Source organism: Pilosibacter fragilis (assembly GCF_032490495.1).
Taxonomy (GTDB): domain Bacteria; phylum Bacillota; class Clostridia; order Lachnospirales; family Lachnospiraceae; genus Pilosibacter; species Pilosibacter fragilis.
The window spans coordinates 329,758-347,563 of the sequence record NZ_JAVYJB010000003.1; the positions used below are offsets into that span (position 1 = coordinate 329,758).

Here is a 17,806-nt window from a genome sequence, read left to right on the forward strand (position 1 = left end):
TCATTAATAGAAAATTGTAGAATATCAATATAAAATGTGATATGCTGTAAACGCTGCCGAACCTCCAGCAGAAAGGAGGTGTGCGTCCATGACAGAATTGTTCACCACATTTCTTGTCTCTGTTATAGCAGGTGTAGTTAGCTGCTACATATGCAAATGGCTGGACAGAGATAAATAGGCAGCAACAGCCTATGCGGAGTGGTTCACCGTAACGAACAAGAAAACCCCAGAGGTGGCAGCCTCTGGGGTTTTTGCGTCGCATGAGAAAAGTTCACCACATTTCTTAGCTGCCTACATCATATTCTATTTTTTTTTAAATGTCAATATGATATCAAAATCACCCATCCAAAGAACTCCAGACCGAAACCTATTTCCATACGCTATGACTTATTTCAATTTTTTTCACAAATAATTCATGTTTTCTTTCCTCTTTTTGTTACAATTTATGCTATAATATCTATGAATGAGTCATGGTAAAGTATCATGACTCTATTTACGCAAGAAAAAGCTGATCCGCTGCTGCTTTGGGACCGGTTTTTGCGTCACTGACCCGGCGGCTGCTGCCGTCTGTACCAGAAGGAGGAACATCGCGAACTTATGGATTACCCTGTATTAAAAAAGAACTTCGAAAACCATCGTTTCCATACATCATATTTTGAGACAAAGGAGGAAGCTGCAGCTTATCTTGCTGAGCAGATCAAAGGTGAGACCGTTGGCTTCGGTGGCTGTATGACCGCAAAAGAGATGGATCTCTTTGAGATCCTCAAAAAAAACAACGAAGTGATCTGGCACTGGGAACAGGGACCGGATGCAAGGATCCGGGCAAAAAAAGAATCTACCGTATACATACTGAGCGCAAATGCCGCTGCAGAGACCGGTCAGATCATCAACATTGACGGAAGCGGAAACCGTCTTTCCGAGAGCTTATTTGGACCGAAACGAGTATACTATGTGATCGGAAAAAATAAGATCGCGCCGGATCTGTCCTCCGCAATGGACCGCGCGAGAAATATCGCCTGTCCAAAGAACGCGGCGCGTTTTAATAAGAAGACTCCATGCGTCGTGTCCGATGGCAAAAAGTGCTATGACTGCAACAGTCCGGAGCGGATCTGTAACGCGATCCTGATCTTAGAACGCCCCTGTACCGGAATGGAAGTTGAAATGGTATTTATCAATGAAGATCTTGGATATTAAAGGAGAGACACATGAATATTCTGTTTTTTCTAACACCAAAGAATGATGTGGCATTTATTTATTCCGACGCGAACCTCAGAGAAGCGATCGACCTGATGGAGGCGCACGGCTATTCCGCCCTGCCGATTCTCACAAAGCAGGGACGGTATGCGGGAACGCTGACAGAAGGTGATCTGCTCTGGTACATGAAGAGCCATCTGAACCAGAGTTTAAAGGATATGGAGCTGATCTCCGTCATGGAGGTAAAGCGCCGTCAGGACAACAGCCCGGTAAACGCCGGAGCAAAGATGGAAGATCTGCTGGATAAGGCGATGCAGCAGAACTTCGTCCCGGTACTCGATGACAATAAATCCTTTATCGGAATTATCACGAGACGTGATATCATGAAATATTTTTCCGGTTCCTATAAGAAAACAGGAAATGCTTAAGTTATTGGATTCCGGGTGAAATGGCTTTTTTCAGACCGTCGCATAAGTTCCTGTCATTTTCTTCCAGCATCATTTTCTGCCGTCCGGTTATACTGATACCATCCCAGAAAAAGGTGGTGAGAAATGATGAATCAGGAAAAGAACGACAGCATCCAGTGCTCGATCCATAACTGCGTGCATCATGCGGAAAATGTGGATTACTGCACCTTAGACCGTATCCATGTAGGAACGCATGAACTCAATCCTACAAAAAAGGAATGTACCGACTGTGATTCCTTCCAGTGCAAGATGTAGTCCGGTCTGATGTTTGACGAGAAAAGAGATCCCTTCCTCCCATAAATTTTATGGAAAAGGAACGGGATCTCTTTTTCTATTCTTCTACCGTGAATTTCCCACCGCAGCCGGCTGCGGATCGAAGCTCGGGTTGAAGGCGTAGAAGTTTCTGGAGTCCAGCTTCTCCTGAAGACCGCGAAGAGCTTCTCCGAAACGCTGGAAGTGGACGATCTCACGCTTCCTTAAGAAACGGATCGGTTCGCAGACATCGGGATCTGTCACGACACGAAGAATGTTGTCGTAGGTGCTCCGGGCTTTCTGTTCTGGGGCGACCTTGTAAGTACAACATATACAAAAATATAGAGGGTAAAGCAGATATTCCGCCTTTCCAGTGTATCAATTCAGACGTTCAGAAATGAGCGTCTATTTTTTTACCCTAAAATCAGAAAGGACGTGATACCACGAAGAAATCACCACCGCCGGAGCGTTCCCCTCCGGCTTTCAGACCGGAACCCGAAACCTACCATCAAACACAACATTCAGAAAGGACAGGTACATCTATATGGAATTAAAATTTGTTATCCCCAACATGGAAAAGACATTCGGCAACTTGGAGTTTGCCGGAGAAGACAAAACAGAACAGAGAAGAATCAACGGACGCATGGCGGTATTCTCCCGCAGCTTCAATCTGTATTCAGACGTACAGAGGGCGGATGATATTGTGGTTATCCTCCCTGCCGAAGCCGGAGAAAAACATTTTGACTTTGAGGAACGTGTGAAGCTCGTCAATCCCCGTATCACCGCAGAGGGCTATAAAATCGGCACAAGGGGCTTTACCAACTACATTTTGCACGCTGACGATATGGTAAAAGCGTAAGGAAAAGGAGGACATCAGACTATGAGATTAGCAAACGGAATCGTGATTGACAAGGAAGCAACATTCGGTGCATTGAAATTTTCTGCCCTCCGCCGTGAGGTTCACCTCCAGAATGAAGACGGCTCGGTATCAGAAGAAATCAAGGAGCGTACCTATGACTTAAAATCCAGAGGACAGGGGCGTATGATTCAGGTTTCCATCCCTGCCAGCGTGCCGTTAAAGGAGTTCGATTACAACGCAGAGGTGGAACTTATCCATCCAGTGGCAGATACCGTGGCAACGGCTACCTTTCAGGGAGCAGAGGTGGACTGGTACATCAAGGCAGAGGATATTGTCCTGAAAAAAGGGGCTGCCATGAATCCGCAGCCACCGAAGAAAGACGCTCCCCCTGTAAAATAACAGGAACATAAAAAAACGAAAGGAGGATTATTCCCATGAAGCAGCTTTTCCCCCGTGGAAAACGTATCCGCCCCACGGATAAAGACCTTGTGTTCCATACTGCCCTTGCCGCCCTGTTCCCTGTCTTCCTGCTGGTTGTCCTGCTGTTTCATATCCGGCAGATTGCCGGAACCAACTGGCAGGAAGTGTCCCTTTCCCAGATAATACAGGATGTAAATCTCCCTTACCTATTATTCAGTATGGGCGTGGCAGGGCTGGTGTGTCTTGCAGCCGTTCTTCTGTTCTGGCGATACCGCAGGGACGAAGTAAAACAGCTCATCCATCGCCAAAAGCTGGCAAGGATGGTGTTGGAAAACAAGTGGTATGAATCGGAACAGAGAAAGGAAGGCACTTTTTTCAAGGACTTGTCTTCCAGCCGTTCCAAAGAAGCCATCACTTACTTTCCAAAAATCTACTACCGGATGAAACAGGGCTTGCTCCATATCCGTGTGGAAATCACCTTGGGGAAATATCAGGAGCAGCTTTTAAACTTGGAGAAAAAGCTGGAAAGCGGCTTGTACTGTGAGCTGACGGATAAGGAATTAAAAGATTCCTATGTGGAATACACCCTGCTCTATGATACCATTGCCAACCGTATTTCCATTGAGGACGTACAGGCAAAGGACGGCAGGCTCCGGCTTATGAAAAATGTCTGGTGGGAGTATGACAAGCTCCCCCATATGCTCATTGCCGGAGGAACCGGCGGCGGAAAGACCTACTTTATCCTGACCCTCATTGAAGCCCTGCTCCGCACCAACGCCGTCCTGTTCGTATTAGACCCCAAAAACGCCGACCTTGCAGATTTACAGGCGGTTATGCCGGATGTGTACTACAAAAAGGAAGATATGCTCGCCTGTATTGACCGTTTCTATGAGGAAATGATGAAACGCAGCGAAGACATGAAGCTCATGGAGAATTACCGGACAGGGGAAAACTACGCTTACTTGGGACTTCCGGCACATTTCCTTATCTTTGATGAATATGTGGCATTTATGGAAATGCTCGGCACAAAGGAAAATGCCGCCGTCCTCAACAAGTTAAAACAAATCGTTATGCTTGGGCGGCAGGCAGGCTTCTTCCTGATTCTCGCCTGCCAGCGTCCGGACGCAAAGTATCTGGGAGATGGAATTCGTGACCAGTTCAATTTCCGTGTGGCTCTGGGGCGGATGTCGGAAATGGGCTATGGGATGATGTTCGGGGAAACCACAAAGGATTTCTTCCTAAAGCAGATAAAAGGGCGTGGCTATGTGGATGTGGGAACCAGCGTTATCTCGGAGTTTTACACGCCCCTTGTACCAAAAGGACACGATTTCCTCAAAGAAATAAAAAAACTGACAGACAGCAGGCAGGGAGTGCAGGCGGCGTGCGAAGCGAAAGCCGCAGAAACGGACTGACCTGCTGTGGCTGGTGTGCCGTAAGGCACGCCAGCATAAACCCCTCGTATCTAACAGAGGGGTACAAATCGACAGGCAACAACCAAACAACAGGGCAGAATCCCACGGTACACAAGGGATTTTCCCATATCCGGCGTGTGTCAACAAGGCTCTGAAAGTTGACATACGCTTTTTTAGACAGGAGGGATTTTCACTGAATGAAGAAACATGGGTACGGGACATCAAAGAAAAACGGGAAGTTTACGGTATCTCACAACAAAAACTTGCCCTAGCTGCCGGAATCACCCGTCCGTACCTGAGCGATATTGAAACGGGCAAGGCTCACCCATCCGAAGCATTACAGGAAGCCATCACGGAAGCTCTGGAACGCTTCAATCCAGACGCTCCTCTTGAAATGCTCTTTGATTATGTTCGGATTCGTTTTCCCACTACGGATGTGAAGCATATCGTGGAAGACGTGCTTCGGCTAAAGCTCCCCTACTTTATCCATGAAGACTACGGCTTCTATTCTTACACAGAGCATTACTATCTGGGGGATATTTTCGTTCTGGTATCGCCGGAACTGGAAAAAGGGGTACTGCTGGAACTGAAAGGGCGTGGCTGCCGCCAGTTTGAAAGCTATCTGCTGGCACAGGAACGGAGCTGGTATGAATTTTTCATGGATGTTCTCATGGAAGACGGCTTGATGAAGCGGCTTGACCTTGCCATCAATGATAAAACGGGAATCCTGAACATTCCCCATCTGACAGAGAAGTGCCGGAATGAGGAATGTATCTCGGTCTTCCGCAGCTTCAAAAGCTACCGCAGCGGTGAACTGGTACGGCGTGAGGAAAAAGAATGTATGGGGAATACCCTGTATATCGGCTCCCTCCAAAGTGAGGTATATTTCTGCATTTACGAAAAGGACTATGAGCAGTACAAAAAGCACGATATTCCCATTGAAGACGCAGAGGTAAAGAACCGCTTTGAAATCCGGCTGAAAAATGAGCGTGCCTTTTACGCCATCCGTGACCTGTTAGAACATGACAATCCAGAACGGACAGCCTTTCAAATCATCAACCGCTATGTCCGGTTCGTGGACAGGGACGATACGAAACCCCGTTCTGACTGGCGTATCAGTGAGGAATGGGCGTGGTTCATTGGGGAACACAGGGGCAGCATGAAGCTGACAACCAAACCGGAACCCTATTCCTTTGAACGTACTCTGCACTGGCTCTCCCATCAGGTAGCCCCCACATTAAAGCTGGCTCTCCGTCTGGATAAGATGAACCACACCCAGATTGTCCATGACATCATCACCCATGCAAAGCTGACGGAGAAGCACGAAAAAATCCTGAAGCAGCAAGCCGCCGCTGCAAAGGAGGTGGTGCTTTAACGGCGGCAATTTTGGAACCTAAGAACTCTTACAGGAAAGAAAGGAGCTTTTATGAATTTCGGACAGAATCTTTACAACTGGTTTTTATCCAACGCCCAGTCCCTTGTGCTGCTGGCAATCGTGGTAATTGGACTGTACCTCGGATTTAAGAGGGAATTTTCCAAACTTATCGGTTTTCTGGTAGTTTCCCTTGTAGCGGTTGGGCTGGTCTTCAATGCGGACGGTGTAAAGGACATCTTACTGGAACTGTTCAATAAGATTATCGGTGCATAGAAAAACCCATTTTACACTTCCGTTATGGAGCAAGCTCTGATTGCTTCATGGCGGAAGTCCACTAGGGGCTTGGGGAGCGTAACTCCCCAAAAACCTGACAGAGAAAGGACGTGATACAGATTGAGGAAATGAAAATCTACATCCTGAACACCACACGGTTTTACCATGAGGATTTTGAGGAATATCCGGGGGCATGGTTTTCCTGCCCCGTGGATTTTGAAGAAATCAGGGAACGTCTTGGGGTTCAGAGTGAGGAAGAAATCGAAATTGAAGACTATGAGCTGCCGTTTCCATTGGAGGGCAACACAAGGCTCTGGGAAATCAACGCCCTTTGCCGGATGGTACAGGAAATGCAGGGAACGCCCCTCTATTATGAAATGGATGTGGTACAAAAGCGGTGGTTTTCCAGCTTTACGGAATTTATCGACCACAAAGACCAAATACGCTGCTATCCGGTGCAGGACGGGGAATCCCTCGCCCGTTATCTGGTACAGGAGGTACAGCTATTTGGAGAAGTACATCCAGACCTGTTGAACCATATCGACTACGCTGCCATTGGTCGGGAACTGGAAGCCAGCGAAAACTACCTGTTTACAGACAATGGTATCTTTTCTTACCGATAAAAGGAGGTGGAGGAACTTGGAAGAAATGCGGATTTACATTGCCAACTTAGGCAAATACAATGAGGGCGAACTGGTCGGGGCATGGTTCACGCCGCCTGTGGACTTTGAGGAAGTCAAGGAACGTATCGGTTTGAATGATGAATATGAGGAATATGCCATCCATGATTATGAGCTGCCCTTTGCGATTGACGAATATACCCCCATTGAGGAAGTCAACCGCCTGTGTGAAATGGTGGAGGACTTACCGGAGTACATTCAGGAGGAACTATCAGAGCTGCAATCCTATTTTGGCAGTATCGAAGAACTCTGTGAGCATGAAGACGATATTATCTGCCATTCCGGCTGTGACGATATGGCGGATGTGGCTCGTTACTATCTGGAAGAAAGCGGACAGCTTGGGGAACTTCCGGCACACTTACAAAACTATATCGACTATGCTGCCTATGGGCGTGACATGGAATTGGAGGGAACCTTTGTTGTCACGAACCACGGCGTATATGAAATCTTACGGTAGACCCGTCTGTATCTCTTTCAGGAAATGCAGGCGGATTTTTTATTCAGGGGCGGCTCTTTTGCTGTCCCCATCTTTTAGAAAGGACGGACAACATGAAGAAAATACGAAGCTATACCAGTATCTGGTCGGTGGAAAAGGTACTCTATTCCATCAATGATTTTAAGCTGCCATTCCCCATCACGTTCACACAGATGGCGTGGTTCGTGGTATCGGTGTTTGCAGTTATGCTCTTGGGGAACCTCCCTCCCCTTTCGTTCATTGACGGGGCATTTTTGAAATATTTCGGCGTACCTTTTGCCCTCACTTGGTTCATGTGCCAGAAGACCTTTGACGGGAAGAAGCCTTACGGCTTCCTGAAATCCGTACTGGCATATCTGGTACGCCCGAAACTGACCTATGCAGGAAAGCCCGTGAAGCTGGAAAAGGAATATCCGGCACAGCCCATCACGGCAGTAAGGAGTGATATTTATGGCATATCCGATTAAATATATCGAAAATAACCTTGTGTTCAACCATGACGGGGAGTGCTTCGCTTACTATGAGCTGCTTCCCTACAACTATTCCTTTTTAAGCCCTGAACAGAAATATCAGGTACACGATTCGTTCCGGCAGCTTATCGCCCAGAACAGGGACGGGAAGATTCACGCCCTGCAAATCAGCACCGAATCCAGCATACGGGCAGCACAGGAACGCTCCAAACAGGAAGTAACAGGCAAGTTAAAAGATATTGCCTGTGCAAAGATTGACGCACAGACCGAAGCCCTGATTTCCATGATAGGGGAAAATCAGGTGGACTACCGCTTTTTTATCGGCTTCAAGCTGCTTGTCAATGAGCAGGAAGTCACCATGAAGCAGTTTCGCAGGGAAGCAAAGACCGCCGTTTCCGATTTTCTCCATGAAGTCAACCACAAACTCATGGGAGATTTTGTTTCCATGAGCAATGAAGAAATCTGGCGGTTTCAGAAGATGGAAAAACTGTTAGAGAATAAAATCTCACGCCGCTTCAAAGTCCGGCGGCTTAACAAGGACGATTTTGGCTATCTGATTGAGCATTTATACGGGCAGACCGGAACCGCCTACGAAGATTATGAGTATTATCTTCCGAAAAAACGGTTTCAGGAGGAAACGCTGGTGAAATACTATGACCTTATCAAACCCACCCGTTGTCTGATAGAGGAAAACCAGCGGTATCTGAAAATCGAACAGGAAGACGGGACGGTCTATGCCGCCTACTTCACCATCAACAGCATTGTGGGGGAACTGGACTTTCCATCCTCTGAAATCTTTTACTATCAGCAGCAGCAATTTACCTTTCCCATTGATACCTCTATGAATGTGGAGATTGTGACAAACCGGAAAGCCCTCTCCACGGTGCGGAACAAGAAAAAAGAGCTGAAAGATTTGGACAACCACGCATGGCAGAATGACAGTGAAACCAGTACAAACGTGGTGGACGCTTTAGACAGCGTGAATGAGCTGGAATCCACCTTAGACCAGAGCAAGGAATCCATGTATAAGCTGTCCTATGTGGTGCGTGTGACGGCTCCCGACTTAGAGGAACTGAAACGCTGCTGCAATGAGGTGAAAGATTTCTATGATGATTTGAACGTGAAGCTGGTTCGCCCCTTTGGGGATATGCTGGGGCTGCATGGGGAATTTCTCCCTGCCAGCAAACGGTATCTGAACGATTACATCCAGTATGTCACCAGTGACTTCCTCGCTGGTCTTGGCTTCGGGGCAACCCAGATGTTGGGGGAACCGGAGGGTATTTATATCGGGTACAGCCTTGATACGGGAAGAAACGTGTACTTAAAGCCTGCCCTTGCCAGTCAAGGAGTAAAAGGCTCCGTCACCAACGCCCTTGCTGCCGCTTTTGTCGGCTCCCTCGGCGGCGGAAAATCATTCAGCAACAACATGATTGTTTATTATTCCGTTTTATTTGGGGCACAGGCACTCATTGTTGACCCGAAAGCAGAACGGGGACGCTGGAAAGAAACCCTGCCGGAAATCGCCCATGAAATCAATATCGTAAACCTGACCTCGGAGGAACAGAACAGGGGCTTACTCGACCCGTATGTGATTATGGAGAACCCAAAGGATTCCGAATCACTGGCAATCGACATCCTGACTTTTTTAACGGGCATTTCCAGCCGTGACGGGGAAAAGTTCCCTGTTCTTCGGAAAGCCATCCGTGCGGTGACAAACAGTGAAGAACGGGGGCTTTTCAAAGTGATTGAGGAACTACGGGCGGAGGGAACCGCCATCAGCACCAGCATAGCCGACCATATCGAATCCTTTACGGACTATGACTTTGCACACCTGCTCTTTTCGGATGGGGATGTCACACAGTCCATCAGCCTTGAAAAGCAGCTCAACATCATTCAGGTAGCGGATTTGGTGCTGCCGGATAAGGAAACCTCGTTTGAAGAATACACCACAATGGAATTGCTTTCCGTAGCAATGCTCATTGTAATCAGTACCTTTGCCCTCGACTTCATCCATACAGACCGCAGCGTGTTTAAGATTGTGGATTTGGATGAAGCATGGAGCTTCTTACAGGTGGCACAGGGCAAGACTCTCTCTATGAAGCTGGTTCGTGCCGGACGTGCCATGAACGCAGGCGTTTACTTTGTCACCCAGAACACGGACGATTTGCTGGATGAAAAGCTGAAAAACAATCTGGGCTTGAAATTTGCGTTCCGTTCCACAGACATCAACGAAATCAAGAAGACCCTCGCCTTTTTCGGGGTGGATTCCGAAGATGAAAACAACCAGAAGCGGCTCCGTGACTTGGAAAACGGACAGTGCCTTATCAGTGATTTGTACGGGCGTGTGGGCGTGATACAGTTCCATCCTATCTTTGAAGACCTGTTCCATGCCTTTGATACCAGACCACCCGTGAGAAAAGAGGTGGAATGATGGTGATACATAGAACTTCCAACGGGCAGCAACTCCCTGTTCCCTATTCAGTCAAAAAGGGGTTGTCTTGGAAAATGGCAGGAAAAGTGATTGGCAGGGTGCTTCTGGCACTCCTGCTCATCCTCCTGTTGCTTGCAGTCTTCGGCACAGCCGCCCACGCTGCCGGACTGGTGGATGATACGGTGGACGCTGCCAACGAATACAGCAAATACCCTCTGGACAACTACCAGCTTGATTTTTATGTGGACAGCGGATGGGACTGGCTCCCGTGGAACTGGCTGGACGGTATCGGAAAACAGGTGATGTACGGACTGTATGCCATCACAAATTTTATCTGGACAATCAGCCTGTACCTTTCCAACGCCACGGGGTATCTGATTCAGGAATCCTACTCGCTGGACTTCATTTCCTCTACGGCGGATTCCATTGGGAAAAATATGCAGACCCTTGCAGGCGTTACCACAGGCGGCTTGTCCTCGGAGGGATTTTATATCGGGTTCCTTCTGATTCTCATTCTGGTGGTGGGGCTTTACGTTGCCTACACAGGGCTTATCAAACGGGAAACCACAAAAGCCATCCATGCCGTTGTGAATTTCGTGGTGGTGTTCGTGCTGTCCGCTGCCTTTATCGCTTATGCTCCTGATTATATCGGGAAAATCAATGAATTTTCCGCAGACATCAGCAATGCCAGCCTGACCCTTGGCACAAAGATTGTGCTGCCGAACTCGGAAAGTCAAGGAAAAGACAGCGTGGATTTGATACGGGACAGCCTGTTTTCCATACAGGTCAAGCAGCCGTGGCTCCTGCTGCAATACGGCAACTCGGATGTGGAGAGCCTTGGGGCTGACCGTGTGGAACGCCTGCTCTCAACCAGCCCAGACGAAAACAACGGGCAGGACAGGGAAGAAATCGTGGTGGAGGAAATCGAAGACAAAGAAAATACCAACCTTACCATCACAAAGACCATTAACCGCTTGGGAACCGTCTTCTTCCTGTTCATGTTCAATATCGGTATCTCCGTTTTTGTATTCCTGCTCACGGGAATAATGATTTTTTCACAGGTGCTTTTTATCATTTACGCCATGTTCCTGCCTGTGAGCTTTCTCCTCAGCATGGTTCCCTCTTTTGAGGGGATGTCCAAACGTGCCATTACGAAACTGTTCAATACCATCCTTACCAGAGCCGGAATCACCCTGATTATCACGGTAGCGTTCAGTATTTCCACCATGCTCTACAACCTGTCTGGGGAATATCCGTTCTTCCTGACGGCGTTCTTGCAGATAGTGACCTTTGCCGGAATTTATTTCAAGCTGGGGGATTTGATGGGGATGTTCTCCTTACAGAGTGGGGATTCCCAAAGCATGGGAAGCCGTATCATGCGAAGACCCCGTATGCTCATGCACGCCCATATGCACCGTTTACAGCATAAGTTGGGACGTTCTGTGGCAGCTCTTGGGGCTGGTACGGCTGCATACCACGCAGGGAAGCAGGCTGGCTCAGACCAGAGAACTGTTTCAACATCCGGTTCTTCCAAACGGACACAGGCAGACCACAGCAGACCAGACGGGCAGGCAGCACCGGAAAAGGAATCCGCATGGAAACGGGCTGGCTCTGCGGTAGGTGCGGTGGCAGATACCAAAGATAAGATAGCCGATACTGCCGGACAGCTTCGGGAGCAGGCAAAGGATTTGCCCGTCAATGCAAAGTATGCCCTTTACCACGGGAAAACACAGGTATCAGAGGGAGTACGGGACTTTACTTCCAGCGTGACCCAGACCCGAACTGCCAGAGCCGAACAGCGGAACGCACAGGCAGAAAGCCGCAGACAGACCATTGCAGAACGCAGGGCGGAACTGGAACAGGTAAAACAGCCGCAAAAGACAGCTTCCGAAATACCCAAAGGGGCGGCTCCTGTCCATGAACGCCCTATTACTACAAAGCAACCAGAAGATTTTCGACATCATGCAGATACCACTCATGCAGGAAAACCAGCCATGCAGCCAGCTTCCCCATCCATCAGGGAACGGGGACAGGTTCCTTATGGGGGAACTGTGGCGGAACGGGCTTCGGTTCCGGTGGTAAAAGCAGCTTCCATCCACCATGAACAGACACCGCCTGTAAGGACAGAACGCCAGATAGTCCCTCCGGCTTCCCCAGACAAACCAGAGGAAAGACAAAAGACAAATACGGCTCCTGTGATACCGGAAAGAAAACGGGCTGCCCCTGCGGTAAAAGAATCGAACTTTACCATCCGGCGTACCACCGCCAGAAAGGAGTGGACAAAAACGATAACAGCGGCTGCCAAACAAAAGACAGGGGAGAAACCATGAAGTTAAGACACCTTTTCTTTGCCTGTTCCGGCGTGTTCGTGATGATATTCTCCCTGCTCCTTTTGGTGGTGATTGTCTTCTCGGATGAGGAAGACGGAGGAAGCGGCGGAAACCTTATCTATGGGGGCGTGAGCGTATCACAGGAAGTCCTCGCCCATAAGCCTATGCTGGAAAAGTATGCAAGGGAATATGGCATAGAGGAATACTTAAATGTACTGCTCGCCATCATTCAGGTGGAATCCGGCGGCACACTGGAAGACGTTATGCAGTCCTCGGAATCTCTGGGGCTTCCCCCGAACTCCCTTAGCACAGAGGAATCCATCAAACAGGGCTGCAAGTATTTCTCGGAACTGCTCACAACGGCAGAAACAAAGGGCTGTGACTTAAACAGCGTGATTCAGTCCTATAACTACGGCGGCGGTTTCCTAGACTATGTGGCAGGACGTGGGAAAAAGTACACTTTTGAACTGGCAGAGAGCTTCGCAAGGGACAAATCCGGCGGAAAGAAAGTCACCTACACCAACCCTGTTGCGGTAGAGAAAAACGGGGGCTGGCGGTATTCCTATGGGAATATGTTCTATGTCCTCTTGGTATCGCAATACCTGACCGTGGCACAGTTTGATGATGAAACAGTGCAGGCTATCATGGAGGAAGCCTTAAAGTATGAGGGCTGGACGTATGTGTACGGGGGCGATTCTCCCTCCACTTCCTTTGACTGTTCGGGACTGGTGCAGTGGTGCTATAGCAAGGCAGGAATCGCCCTGCCACGGACAGCACAGGAACAGTACAATGTGACGCAGCACATCCCCCTGTCCGAAGCAAAAGCAGGGGATTTGGTCTTTTTCCACTCCACCTACAATGCCGGAACCTACATCACCCATGTGGGGCTATATGTGGGAAATAACCAGATGTACCATGCCGGAAATCCCATTGGTTACGCAGACCTGACAGGCTCCTACTGGCAACAGCACCTTGCCGGAGCCGGACGAATCAAAAAATAAGAAAGGATGAACCGATATGATTCAGATTAGAAAAGAGGAAAACCAGAAAAAGCAGAAAGAAAAGAAACTGAAAGTCTACAAAGTCAATACCCGCAAAAAAACCGTGATTGCCCTGTGGGTGCTGCTGGCAGTGAGTTTCCTGTTTGCCGTCTATAAAAATTTCACGGCGATAGACATTCATACTATCCATGAAACCAAAGTAATTGAGGAACAAATCCTCGACACCCACAAGATAGAGAATTTTGTGAAGAATTTCGCAGAAGTCTACTATTCATGGGAACAGTCCGCCGCTTCCATTGATAACCGGACAAATGCTTTAAAAGGGTATCTCACCGGAGAACTGCAAGCCCTGAATGTAGATACTGTCCGAAAGGACATCCCCGTATCGTCTGCCCTGACTGATTTTCAGATATGGGAAATCACAGAAGAAAAGGAGCAGCATTATCAAGTGACCTATACGGTGGAACAGCGTATCACAGAGGGAGAATCCAGTAAAACTGTCCGTTCCGCCTATCAGGTGACGGTCTATGTGGACGGCTCTGGAAACCTGACGATTGTTCAAAATCCTACCATCACCAGCGTTCCCATAAAATCCGGCTACACTCCAAAAGCGGTACAAAGTGACGGTACGGTGGATTCCATTACTACGGAAGAAATCAACGAATTTCTCACCACTTTTTTCAAGCTGTACCCTACGGCAACCGCAAAGGAGCTGACCTATTATGTGAATGAGGGCGTACTGAAACCTGTGGGGAAAGAATACATTTTCTCGGAACTGGTGAATCCAGTTTACAATCGAAGCGGAAATCAGGTGACAGCTTCCCTTGCAGTGAAATATCTGGATAACCAGACCATGACAACACAGGTATCGCAGTTTGACCTTGTGCTGGAAAAGAACGGGGAAAACTGGAAGATTATGAAATAGTTATAGAAAAACGTGCATTTCTCATTTGAGATTTGCACGTTTCTCTTATAAAGTATTTCTTTTTAAAATTTATCATTAGTCTTTATATTTTTGATTAGCTCCCAATAGTAGTGTGTCAATTGCTTCGGATAATTCTTTTCTTACTTTATCAGGATTAGAAAAAGCATATCTTAATTGTAAAGTTGTATAACCATGAAGCATACCTGTTACCATGTTCAAAATTTCAGTGGTCTTATCTGGATTAAAGCCACATGAGCAAATAAGTGTTTTAAGTAAAGATAGATAATCATTAAAAATGATTGCTGTTTCCTCTGTTCCATTCCAACTAGCCCATTGAATTATTTCATAAACACCGGGATGTTCAATCATATAATTAAGATATTCAACTGCCACTAATTTTAATGCTGAATCCCCTGTCTTACCGATTGCTGCACGAATCATTTTTTCATTCATAGTACGCATACCACTATGTGCTATCTCCCTAAGAAGTTCATCCAAACTTCCTATATGATTATATAAGGAGGGGGTACGAATCCCTAAATTTTCAGCAATAGCTTTCAAAGAAACATTATGAAGTCCATTTCTATCAGCCATATCAGAAGCAGTTTTTATAACTTCGGCTTTTGTAACTCGCATATTCATTTTCCTCTTTCTACACATCATTTACTTCATTTTAAGTAATCAAATTAATGAAGTCAATAATTTGGTTAGAAAAAATGAACTCTTGTATTGACAAACAGTCTTATAATATTTAAAATTACTAATGTAATTAGTTTTTATGCTATTCAAATTAGTTTACGAAAGGAAATACAAATATGTGTACAAGATTTGTGTATAATGGAAAAGAAACCATTGTTGGGTTCAATTTTGATATTGACCTTTCTGAATGGGAACATACTGTAATTGCCGAAAAAGACCGTTTTTTTATAGGGATAAAAATGTCCGATAATAAGTACCACTCTTTTCACGGAATCAATAGAAATGGGAATGTTGGCACATTGTTGTATGTACATGGAAATGACAATGCACAATTTTGCGGTAATGAATCATGCTATACAATAGCTGATTTGACAGAAAACTTTATAAAAGGCAATCTCTCTTTTGACGATTCATTGGAAATAGTGAAAAAAAAGAAAATTACTTATGCACCTGACACTACTATGCAGGCTATGTTTTCGGATAGAAATGGGCGTGTTCTCATTATTGAACCGGGGATTGGGTATCGCTTGGAAAAAGAAAAATATTCCTTAATAACAAATTACTCCATTTTAAAACCAGAATTGACTAATCCATATGTTTTATCTGGGGATAACAGATATGAAAAGGCAAAGGATTTACTGCAAGGATATGGAGAAAACTTCTCTATTTCCAACGCCTTTGATGTACTTAGGTCAGTACGTCAGGAAGGACTTTGGGCAACCAGAGTTTCTTTTATATATTCCGTTGCTAAAAATAAGGTATATTATGTGTTGAACAATGATTTCAAAAATATTGCAGAGTATCAATTCTAATATCACTGCAATTATAAACAAAAGTGGAGGATTTACATTTCCCCCACTTCCTTAGATTTGACAATACCATCTGCAACGCTTTCCATAATAACAAGGTCAGCGTCTGTGAAATTGTCTATTTTGTTTTCTAACTGCCTACGTTTGGTGCTTTTCACCTGACTGCTGGCAGGCAAGAAAAACTCATCCACTGATACATTCAGCAGAGATACAAGGTCGTAAAGCACCTGTAAACTTGGGTGCTGCCCTTTATTCTCAATATTGGTTAAATAGCGTGGGTCAATTTCAATCATTGCTCCCACCTGTTCACGGGTCAAGCCCTGTTTTTTACGGGCTTCTTTTATGGCAAGCCCAAACGCCCTGAAATCATATTTATCTTCTTTTTTACGCATAATACACCACCTCTGTACATTTTACTGTTCCTGTTGTAATAGTGACAGGTATAGAAAAACGTATCGTATAGTTGTACAGTTCCTATTATGCGTACCAAAGATAAAACTATGCTGTCGAAACGGAAATAAAAAAAACCGTTATTTGGCAGCATACTTTCCCTGCGTCAAAAATTACATCATCATTTCCAGACGACGGTTTAACAAAAGCCGCCGTCTTTTTTTGCCTGAAATATAGATGATTTTTAAAGTCTACTACTTTATACAGACAGCGGCTTACAGGAGGAAGCCGCTATGCAAAATATTTTCTTAAATATATCTACATTCGGTAAACCGTTAAAAAAAGCCATCCACCTACACTAGAAAAGTCTGACCCTCAATGTGGTTTTTCAGAATACATAGAAAGAACTATCGAAGCACACAAGCAGAAATATCGTCTGTTTGCGTGCTTTTTTAGTTGGAAGAAAAAGTTTTTAAATTTTTCTTCTCAAAACGCAACTGCACCCCCTGTCCTGTCGGGACTAAGAGCGAAAAGGGGGAAAGAAGCAGAAATTCCTATCAATTCGCTCCCTTTCAAGGCTGGAAAGGGGGTGAGCAATGATGAAGCCATCTGAATTTCAGACAACCATAGAGAACCAGTTTGATTATATCTGTAAAGTCGCCATGGAGGATGAACGCAAAGACCATCTCAAAGCGTTGTCCAGACAGTGTAAACGGGAAACCCTGTTCTGTGATATGGACGATTACACCGTCAATCTGTTTTCTTCCGAAGACACCTATCCATCCCACTTCCATACTTTTGAAATGGATGGATTTACTATCCGCATTGAAAACAGCCTATTAGCAGAAGCATTAGAAAATCTGGATGGAAAGAAACGTGACGTTATCCTGAGATATTATTTTCTTGGATTTGACGATACGGAAATTTCAAAAATTCTGGAAGTCAACCGTTCTACCATCCAGAGAAGAAGACACGCCGGACTGGAATTTATCAAAAAATTTATGGAGGAAGAAGCATGACAGCAAAGCACCCTATGATTCCGTTTCCTGTGATTGTAAGGGCTGCGGACGGTGATATTGAAGCAATCAACCAGATTGTACGCCATTATAGCGGTTTTATTGCCAGCCGTTCCATGCGTCCCATGAAAGACGAATATGGCAATACCCACATGGTTGTAGATGAAACCCTACGCCGCCGGATGGAAACACGTCTGATTGCAAAGATTTTATCTTTTGAAATCAGGGAACCAAAGTAAAAATAACGCTCTCCTGTGGAAGCATGGACAAGCCCATGCTTCCCAGATAGAGTTTGCCAGTCTATTAAAGTGCATTATCACCAGTGCAT

General features: G+C 46.1%; 20 protein-coding genes and 1 pseudogene. 18 read left to right on the forward strand and 3 right to left on the reverse strand.

Annotated features, from left to right (window positions below):
• Window positions 1-597: 597 nt before the first annotated feature.
• The 3 genes from ABCW45_RS04010 (at window position 598) to ABCW45_RS04020 (ending at window position 1,916) form a co-directional block, all read left to right on the forward strand.
• Entirely contained in the window at window positions 598-1,194 is a 597-nt protein-coding gene (locus ABCW45_RS04010; protein WP_117484350.1) for a lactate utilization protein, read from the forward strand.
• An 11-nt stretch (window positions 1,195-1,205) separates the two neighbouring features.
• Window positions 1,206-1,622: a CBS domain-containing protein gene (locus ABCW45_RS04015; protein ID WP_015553710.1), complete on the forward strand. Its 417-nt coding sequence runs from the start codon at window positions 1,206-1,208 to the stop codon at window positions 1,620-1,622.
• A gap of 123 nt (window positions 1,623-1,745) precedes the next feature.
• Entirely contained in the window at window positions 1,746-1,916 is a 171-nt protein-coding gene (locus ABCW45_RS04020; protein ID WP_021903995.1) for a DUF1540 domain-containing protein, read from the forward strand.
• Window positions 1,917-2,000: 84 nt separating this feature from the next.
• Here ABCW45_RS04020 and ABCW45_RS04025 read toward each other — a convergent pair.
• A pseudogene (locus ABCW45_RS04025) lies at window positions 2,001-2,228 on the reverse strand (manganese catalase family protein); the annotation flags it as partial.
• 229 nt (window positions 2,229-2,457) lie between these two features.
• On the opposite strand from ABCW45_RS04025, the gene ABCW45_RS04030 reads away from it, so the two are divergent.
• From ABCW45_RS04030 to ABCW45_RS04085, 12 genes are all read left to right on the forward strand, one after another.
• On the forward strand, window positions 2,458-2,772 hold the full coding sequence (locus ABCW45_RS04030; RefSeq protein WP_343220330.1) for a YdcP family protein: 315 nt from the start codon (window positions 2,458-2,460) through the stop codon (window positions 2,770-2,772).
• Between the two features lie 21 nt (window positions 2,773-2,793).
• Window positions 2,794-3,171: a YdcP family protein gene (locus ABCW45_RS04035; protein ID WP_343220331.1), complete on the forward strand. Its 378-nt coding sequence runs from the start codon at window positions 2,794-2,796 to the stop codon at window positions 3,169-3,171.
• Between the two features lie 35 nt (window positions 3,172-3,206).
• On the forward strand, window positions 3,207-4,604 hold the full coding sequence (locus ABCW45_RS04040) for an FtsK/SpoIIIE domain-containing protein (RefSeq protein WP_343220332.1): 1,398 nt from the start codon (window positions 3,207-3,209) through the stop codon (window positions 4,602-4,604).
• Between the two features lie 193 nt (window positions 4,605-4,797).
• The gene (mobT, locus tag ABCW45_RS04045) at window positions 4,798-5,979 is read left to right on the forward strand and encodes a MobT family relaxase (protein WP_425518588.1); all 1,182 of its coding nucleotides are present in this window, start codon (window positions 4,798-4,800) and stop codon (window positions 5,977-5,979) included.
• Between the two features lie 51 nt (window positions 5,980-6,030).
• Window positions 6,031-6,252, forward strand: coding sequence for a hypothetical protein (locus tag ABCW45_RS04050; protein ID WP_002570387.1), 222 nt, complete (start codon window positions 6,031-6,033; stop codon window positions 6,250-6,252).
• A 110-nt stretch (window positions 6,253-6,362) separates the two neighbouring features.
• Window positions 6,363-6,875 carry an antirestriction protein ArdA gene (locus tag ABCW45_RS04055; protein WP_343220333.1) on the forward strand — a complete coding sequence of 171 codons (513 nt, stop codon included), beginning with the start codon at window positions 6,363-6,365 and terminating at the stop codon, window positions 6,873-6,875.
• 25 nt (window positions 6,876-6,900) lie between these two features.
• Window positions 6,901-7,389, forward strand: coding sequence for an antirestriction protein ArdA (locus ABCW45_RS04060; RefSeq protein ID WP_181984805.1), 489 nt, complete (start codon window positions 6,901-6,903; stop codon window positions 7,387-7,389).
• A gap of 92 nt (window positions 7,390-7,481) precedes the next feature.
• The gene (locus ABCW45_RS04065; RefSeq protein WP_005427021.1) at window positions 7,482-7,874 is read left to right on the forward strand and encodes a conjugal transfer protein; all 393 of its coding nucleotides are present in this window, start codon (window positions 7,482-7,484) and stop codon (window positions 7,872-7,874) included.
• A complete protein-coding gene (gene tcpF, locus ABCW45_RS04070) occupies window positions 7,858-10,308 on the forward strand; it encodes a conjugal transfer ATPase TcpF (RefSeq protein ID WP_343220334.1) in 2,451 nt (816 codons plus the stop codon). Before ABCW45_RS04065 ends, tcpF begins: the two co-directional genes overlap by 17 nt.
• A 74-nt stretch (window positions 10,309-10,382) precedes the next feature.
• On the forward strand, window positions 10,383-12,638 hold the full coding sequence (locus tag ABCW45_RS04075) for a CD3337/EF1877 family mobilome membrane protein (protein WP_343220335.1): 2,256 nt from the start codon (window positions 10,383-10,385) through the stop codon (window positions 12,636-12,638).
• Window positions 12,635-13,639, forward strand: coding sequence for a bifunctional lytic transglycosylase/C40 family peptidase (locus tag ABCW45_RS04080; RefSeq protein ID WP_343220336.1), 1,005 nt, complete (start codon window positions 12,635-12,637; stop codon window positions 13,637-13,639). Before ABCW45_RS04075 ends, ABCW45_RS04080 begins: the two co-directional genes overlap by 4 nt.
• 16 nt (window positions 13,640-13,655) lie before the next feature.
• Window positions 13,656-14,564, forward strand: coding sequence for a conjugal transfer protein (locus ABCW45_RS04085; RefSeq protein WP_343220337.1), 909 nt, complete (start codon window positions 13,656-13,658; stop codon window positions 14,562-14,564).
• Between the two features lie 75 nt (window positions 14,565-14,639).
• Here ABCW45_RS04085 and ABCW45_RS04090 read toward each other — a convergent pair whose 3' ends face one another.
• A complete protein-coding gene (locus tag ABCW45_RS04090; RefSeq protein WP_020994406.1) occupies window positions 14,640-15,200 on the reverse strand; it encodes a TetR/AcrR family transcriptional regulator in 561 nt (186 codons plus the stop codon).
• Window positions 15,201-15,379: 179 nt separating this feature from the next.
• On the opposite strand from ABCW45_RS04090, the gene ABCW45_RS04095 reads away from it, so the two are divergent.
• Window positions 15,380-16,075, forward strand: a complete 696-nt coding sequence (locus ABCW45_RS04095) for an Ntn hydrolase family protein (protein ID WP_009009559.1) — start codon at window positions 15,380-15,382, stop codon at window positions 16,073-16,075.
• 32 nt (window positions 16,076-16,107) lie between these two features.
• On the opposite strand, the gene ABCW45_RS04100 is transcribed toward ABCW45_RS04095, so the two are convergent.
• On the reverse strand, window positions 16,108-16,464 hold the full coding sequence (locus ABCW45_RS04100; protein WP_343095309.1) for a helix-turn-helix domain-containing protein: 357 nt from the start codon (window positions 16,462-16,464) through the stop codon (window positions 16,108-16,110).
• 594 nt (window positions 16,465-17,058) lie between these two features.
• Here ABCW45_RS04100 and ABCW45_RS04105 point away from each other — a divergent pair.
• Entirely contained in the window at window positions 17,059-17,481 is a 423-nt protein-coding gene (locus tag ABCW45_RS04105) for an RNA polymerase sigma factor (RefSeq protein ID WP_425518584.1), read from the forward strand.
• The gene (locus tag ABCW45_RS04110) at window positions 17,478-17,717 is read left to right on the forward strand and encodes a helix-turn-helix domain-containing protein (protein ID WP_074133949.1); all 240 of its coding nucleotides are present in this window, start codon (window positions 17,478-17,480) and stop codon (window positions 17,715-17,717) included. The genes ABCW45_RS04105 and ABCW45_RS04110 overlap by 4 nt, the downstream gene beginning before the upstream one ends.
• Window positions 17,718-17,806 lie beyond the last annotated feature (89 nt).

Excerpts from the sequence above, each read along its gene's own strand:
- ABCW45_RS04010 (WP_117484350.1), top strand. The coding sequence starts at position 598 with ATGGATTACCCTGTATTAAAAAAGAACTTCGAAAACCATCGTTTCCAT.
- ABCW45_RS04015 (WP_015553710.1), top strand. The coding sequence starts at position 1,206 with ATGAATATTCTGTTTTTTCTAACACCAAAGAATGATGTGGCATTTATT.
- ABCW45_RS04020 (WP_021903995.1), top strand. The coding sequence starts at position 1,746 with ATGATGAATCAGGAAAAGAACGACAGCATCCAGTGCTCGATCCATAAC.
- ABCW45_RS04030 (WP_343220330.1), top strand. The coding sequence starts at position 2,458 with ATGGAATTAAAATTTGTTATCCCCAACATGGAAAAGACATTCGGCAAC.
- ABCW45_RS04035 (WP_343220331.1), top strand. The coding sequence starts at position 2,794 with ATGAGATTAGCAAACGGAATCGTGATTGACAAGGAAGCAACATTCGGT.
- ABCW45_RS04040 (WP_343220332.1), top strand. The coding sequence starts at position 3,207 with ATGAAGCAGCTTTTCCCCCGTGGAAAACGTATCCGCCCCACGGATAAA.
- ABCW45_RS04050 (WP_002570387.1), top strand. The coding sequence starts at position 6,031 with ATGAATTTCGGACAGAATCTTTACAACTGGTTTTTATCCAACGCCCAG.
- ABCW45_RS04060 (WP_181984805.1), top strand. The coding sequence starts at position 6,901 with ATGCGGATTTACATTGCCAACTTAGGCAAATACAATGAGGGCGAACTG.
- ABCW45_RS04065 (WP_005427021.1), top strand. The coding sequence starts at position 7,482 with ATGAAGAAAATACGAAGCTATACCAGTATCTGGTCGGTGGAAAAGGTA.
- tcpF (WP_343220334.1), top strand. The coding sequence starts at position 7,858 with ATGGCATATCCGATTAAATATATCGAAAATAACCTTGTGTTCAACCAT.
- ABCW45_RS04075 (WP_343220335.1), top strand. The coding sequence starts at position 10,383 with ATGGCAGGAAAAGTGATTGGCAGGGTGCTTCTGGCACTCCTGCTCATC.
- ABCW45_RS04080 (WP_343220336.1), top strand. The coding sequence starts at position 12,635 with ATGAAGTTAAGACACCTTTTCTTTGCCTGTTCCGGCGTGTTCGTGATG.
- ABCW45_RS04085 (WP_343220337.1), top strand. The coding sequence starts at position 13,656 with ATGATTCAGATTAGAAAAGAGGAAAACCAGAAAAAGCAGAAAGAAAAG.
- ABCW45_RS04090 (WP_020994406.1), bottom strand. The coding sequence starts at position 15,200 with ATGCGAGTTACAAAAGCCGAAGTTATAAAAACTGCTTCTGATATGGCT.
- ABCW45_RS04095 (WP_009009559.1), top strand. The coding sequence starts at position 15,380 with ATGTGTACAAGATTTGTGTATAATGGAAAAGAAACCATTGTTGGGTTC.
- ABCW45_RS04100 (WP_343095309.1), bottom strand. The coding sequence starts at position 16,464 with ATGCGTAAAAAAGAAGATAAATATGATTTCAGGGCGTTTGGGCTTGCC.
- ABCW45_RS04105 (WP_425518584.1), top strand. The coding sequence starts at position 17,059 with ATGATGAAGCCATCTGAATTTCAGACAACCATAGAGAACCAGTTTGAT.
- ABCW45_RS04110 (WP_074133949.1), top strand. The coding sequence starts at position 17,478 with ATGACAGCAAAGCACCCTATGATTCCGTTTCCTGTGATTGTAAGGGCT.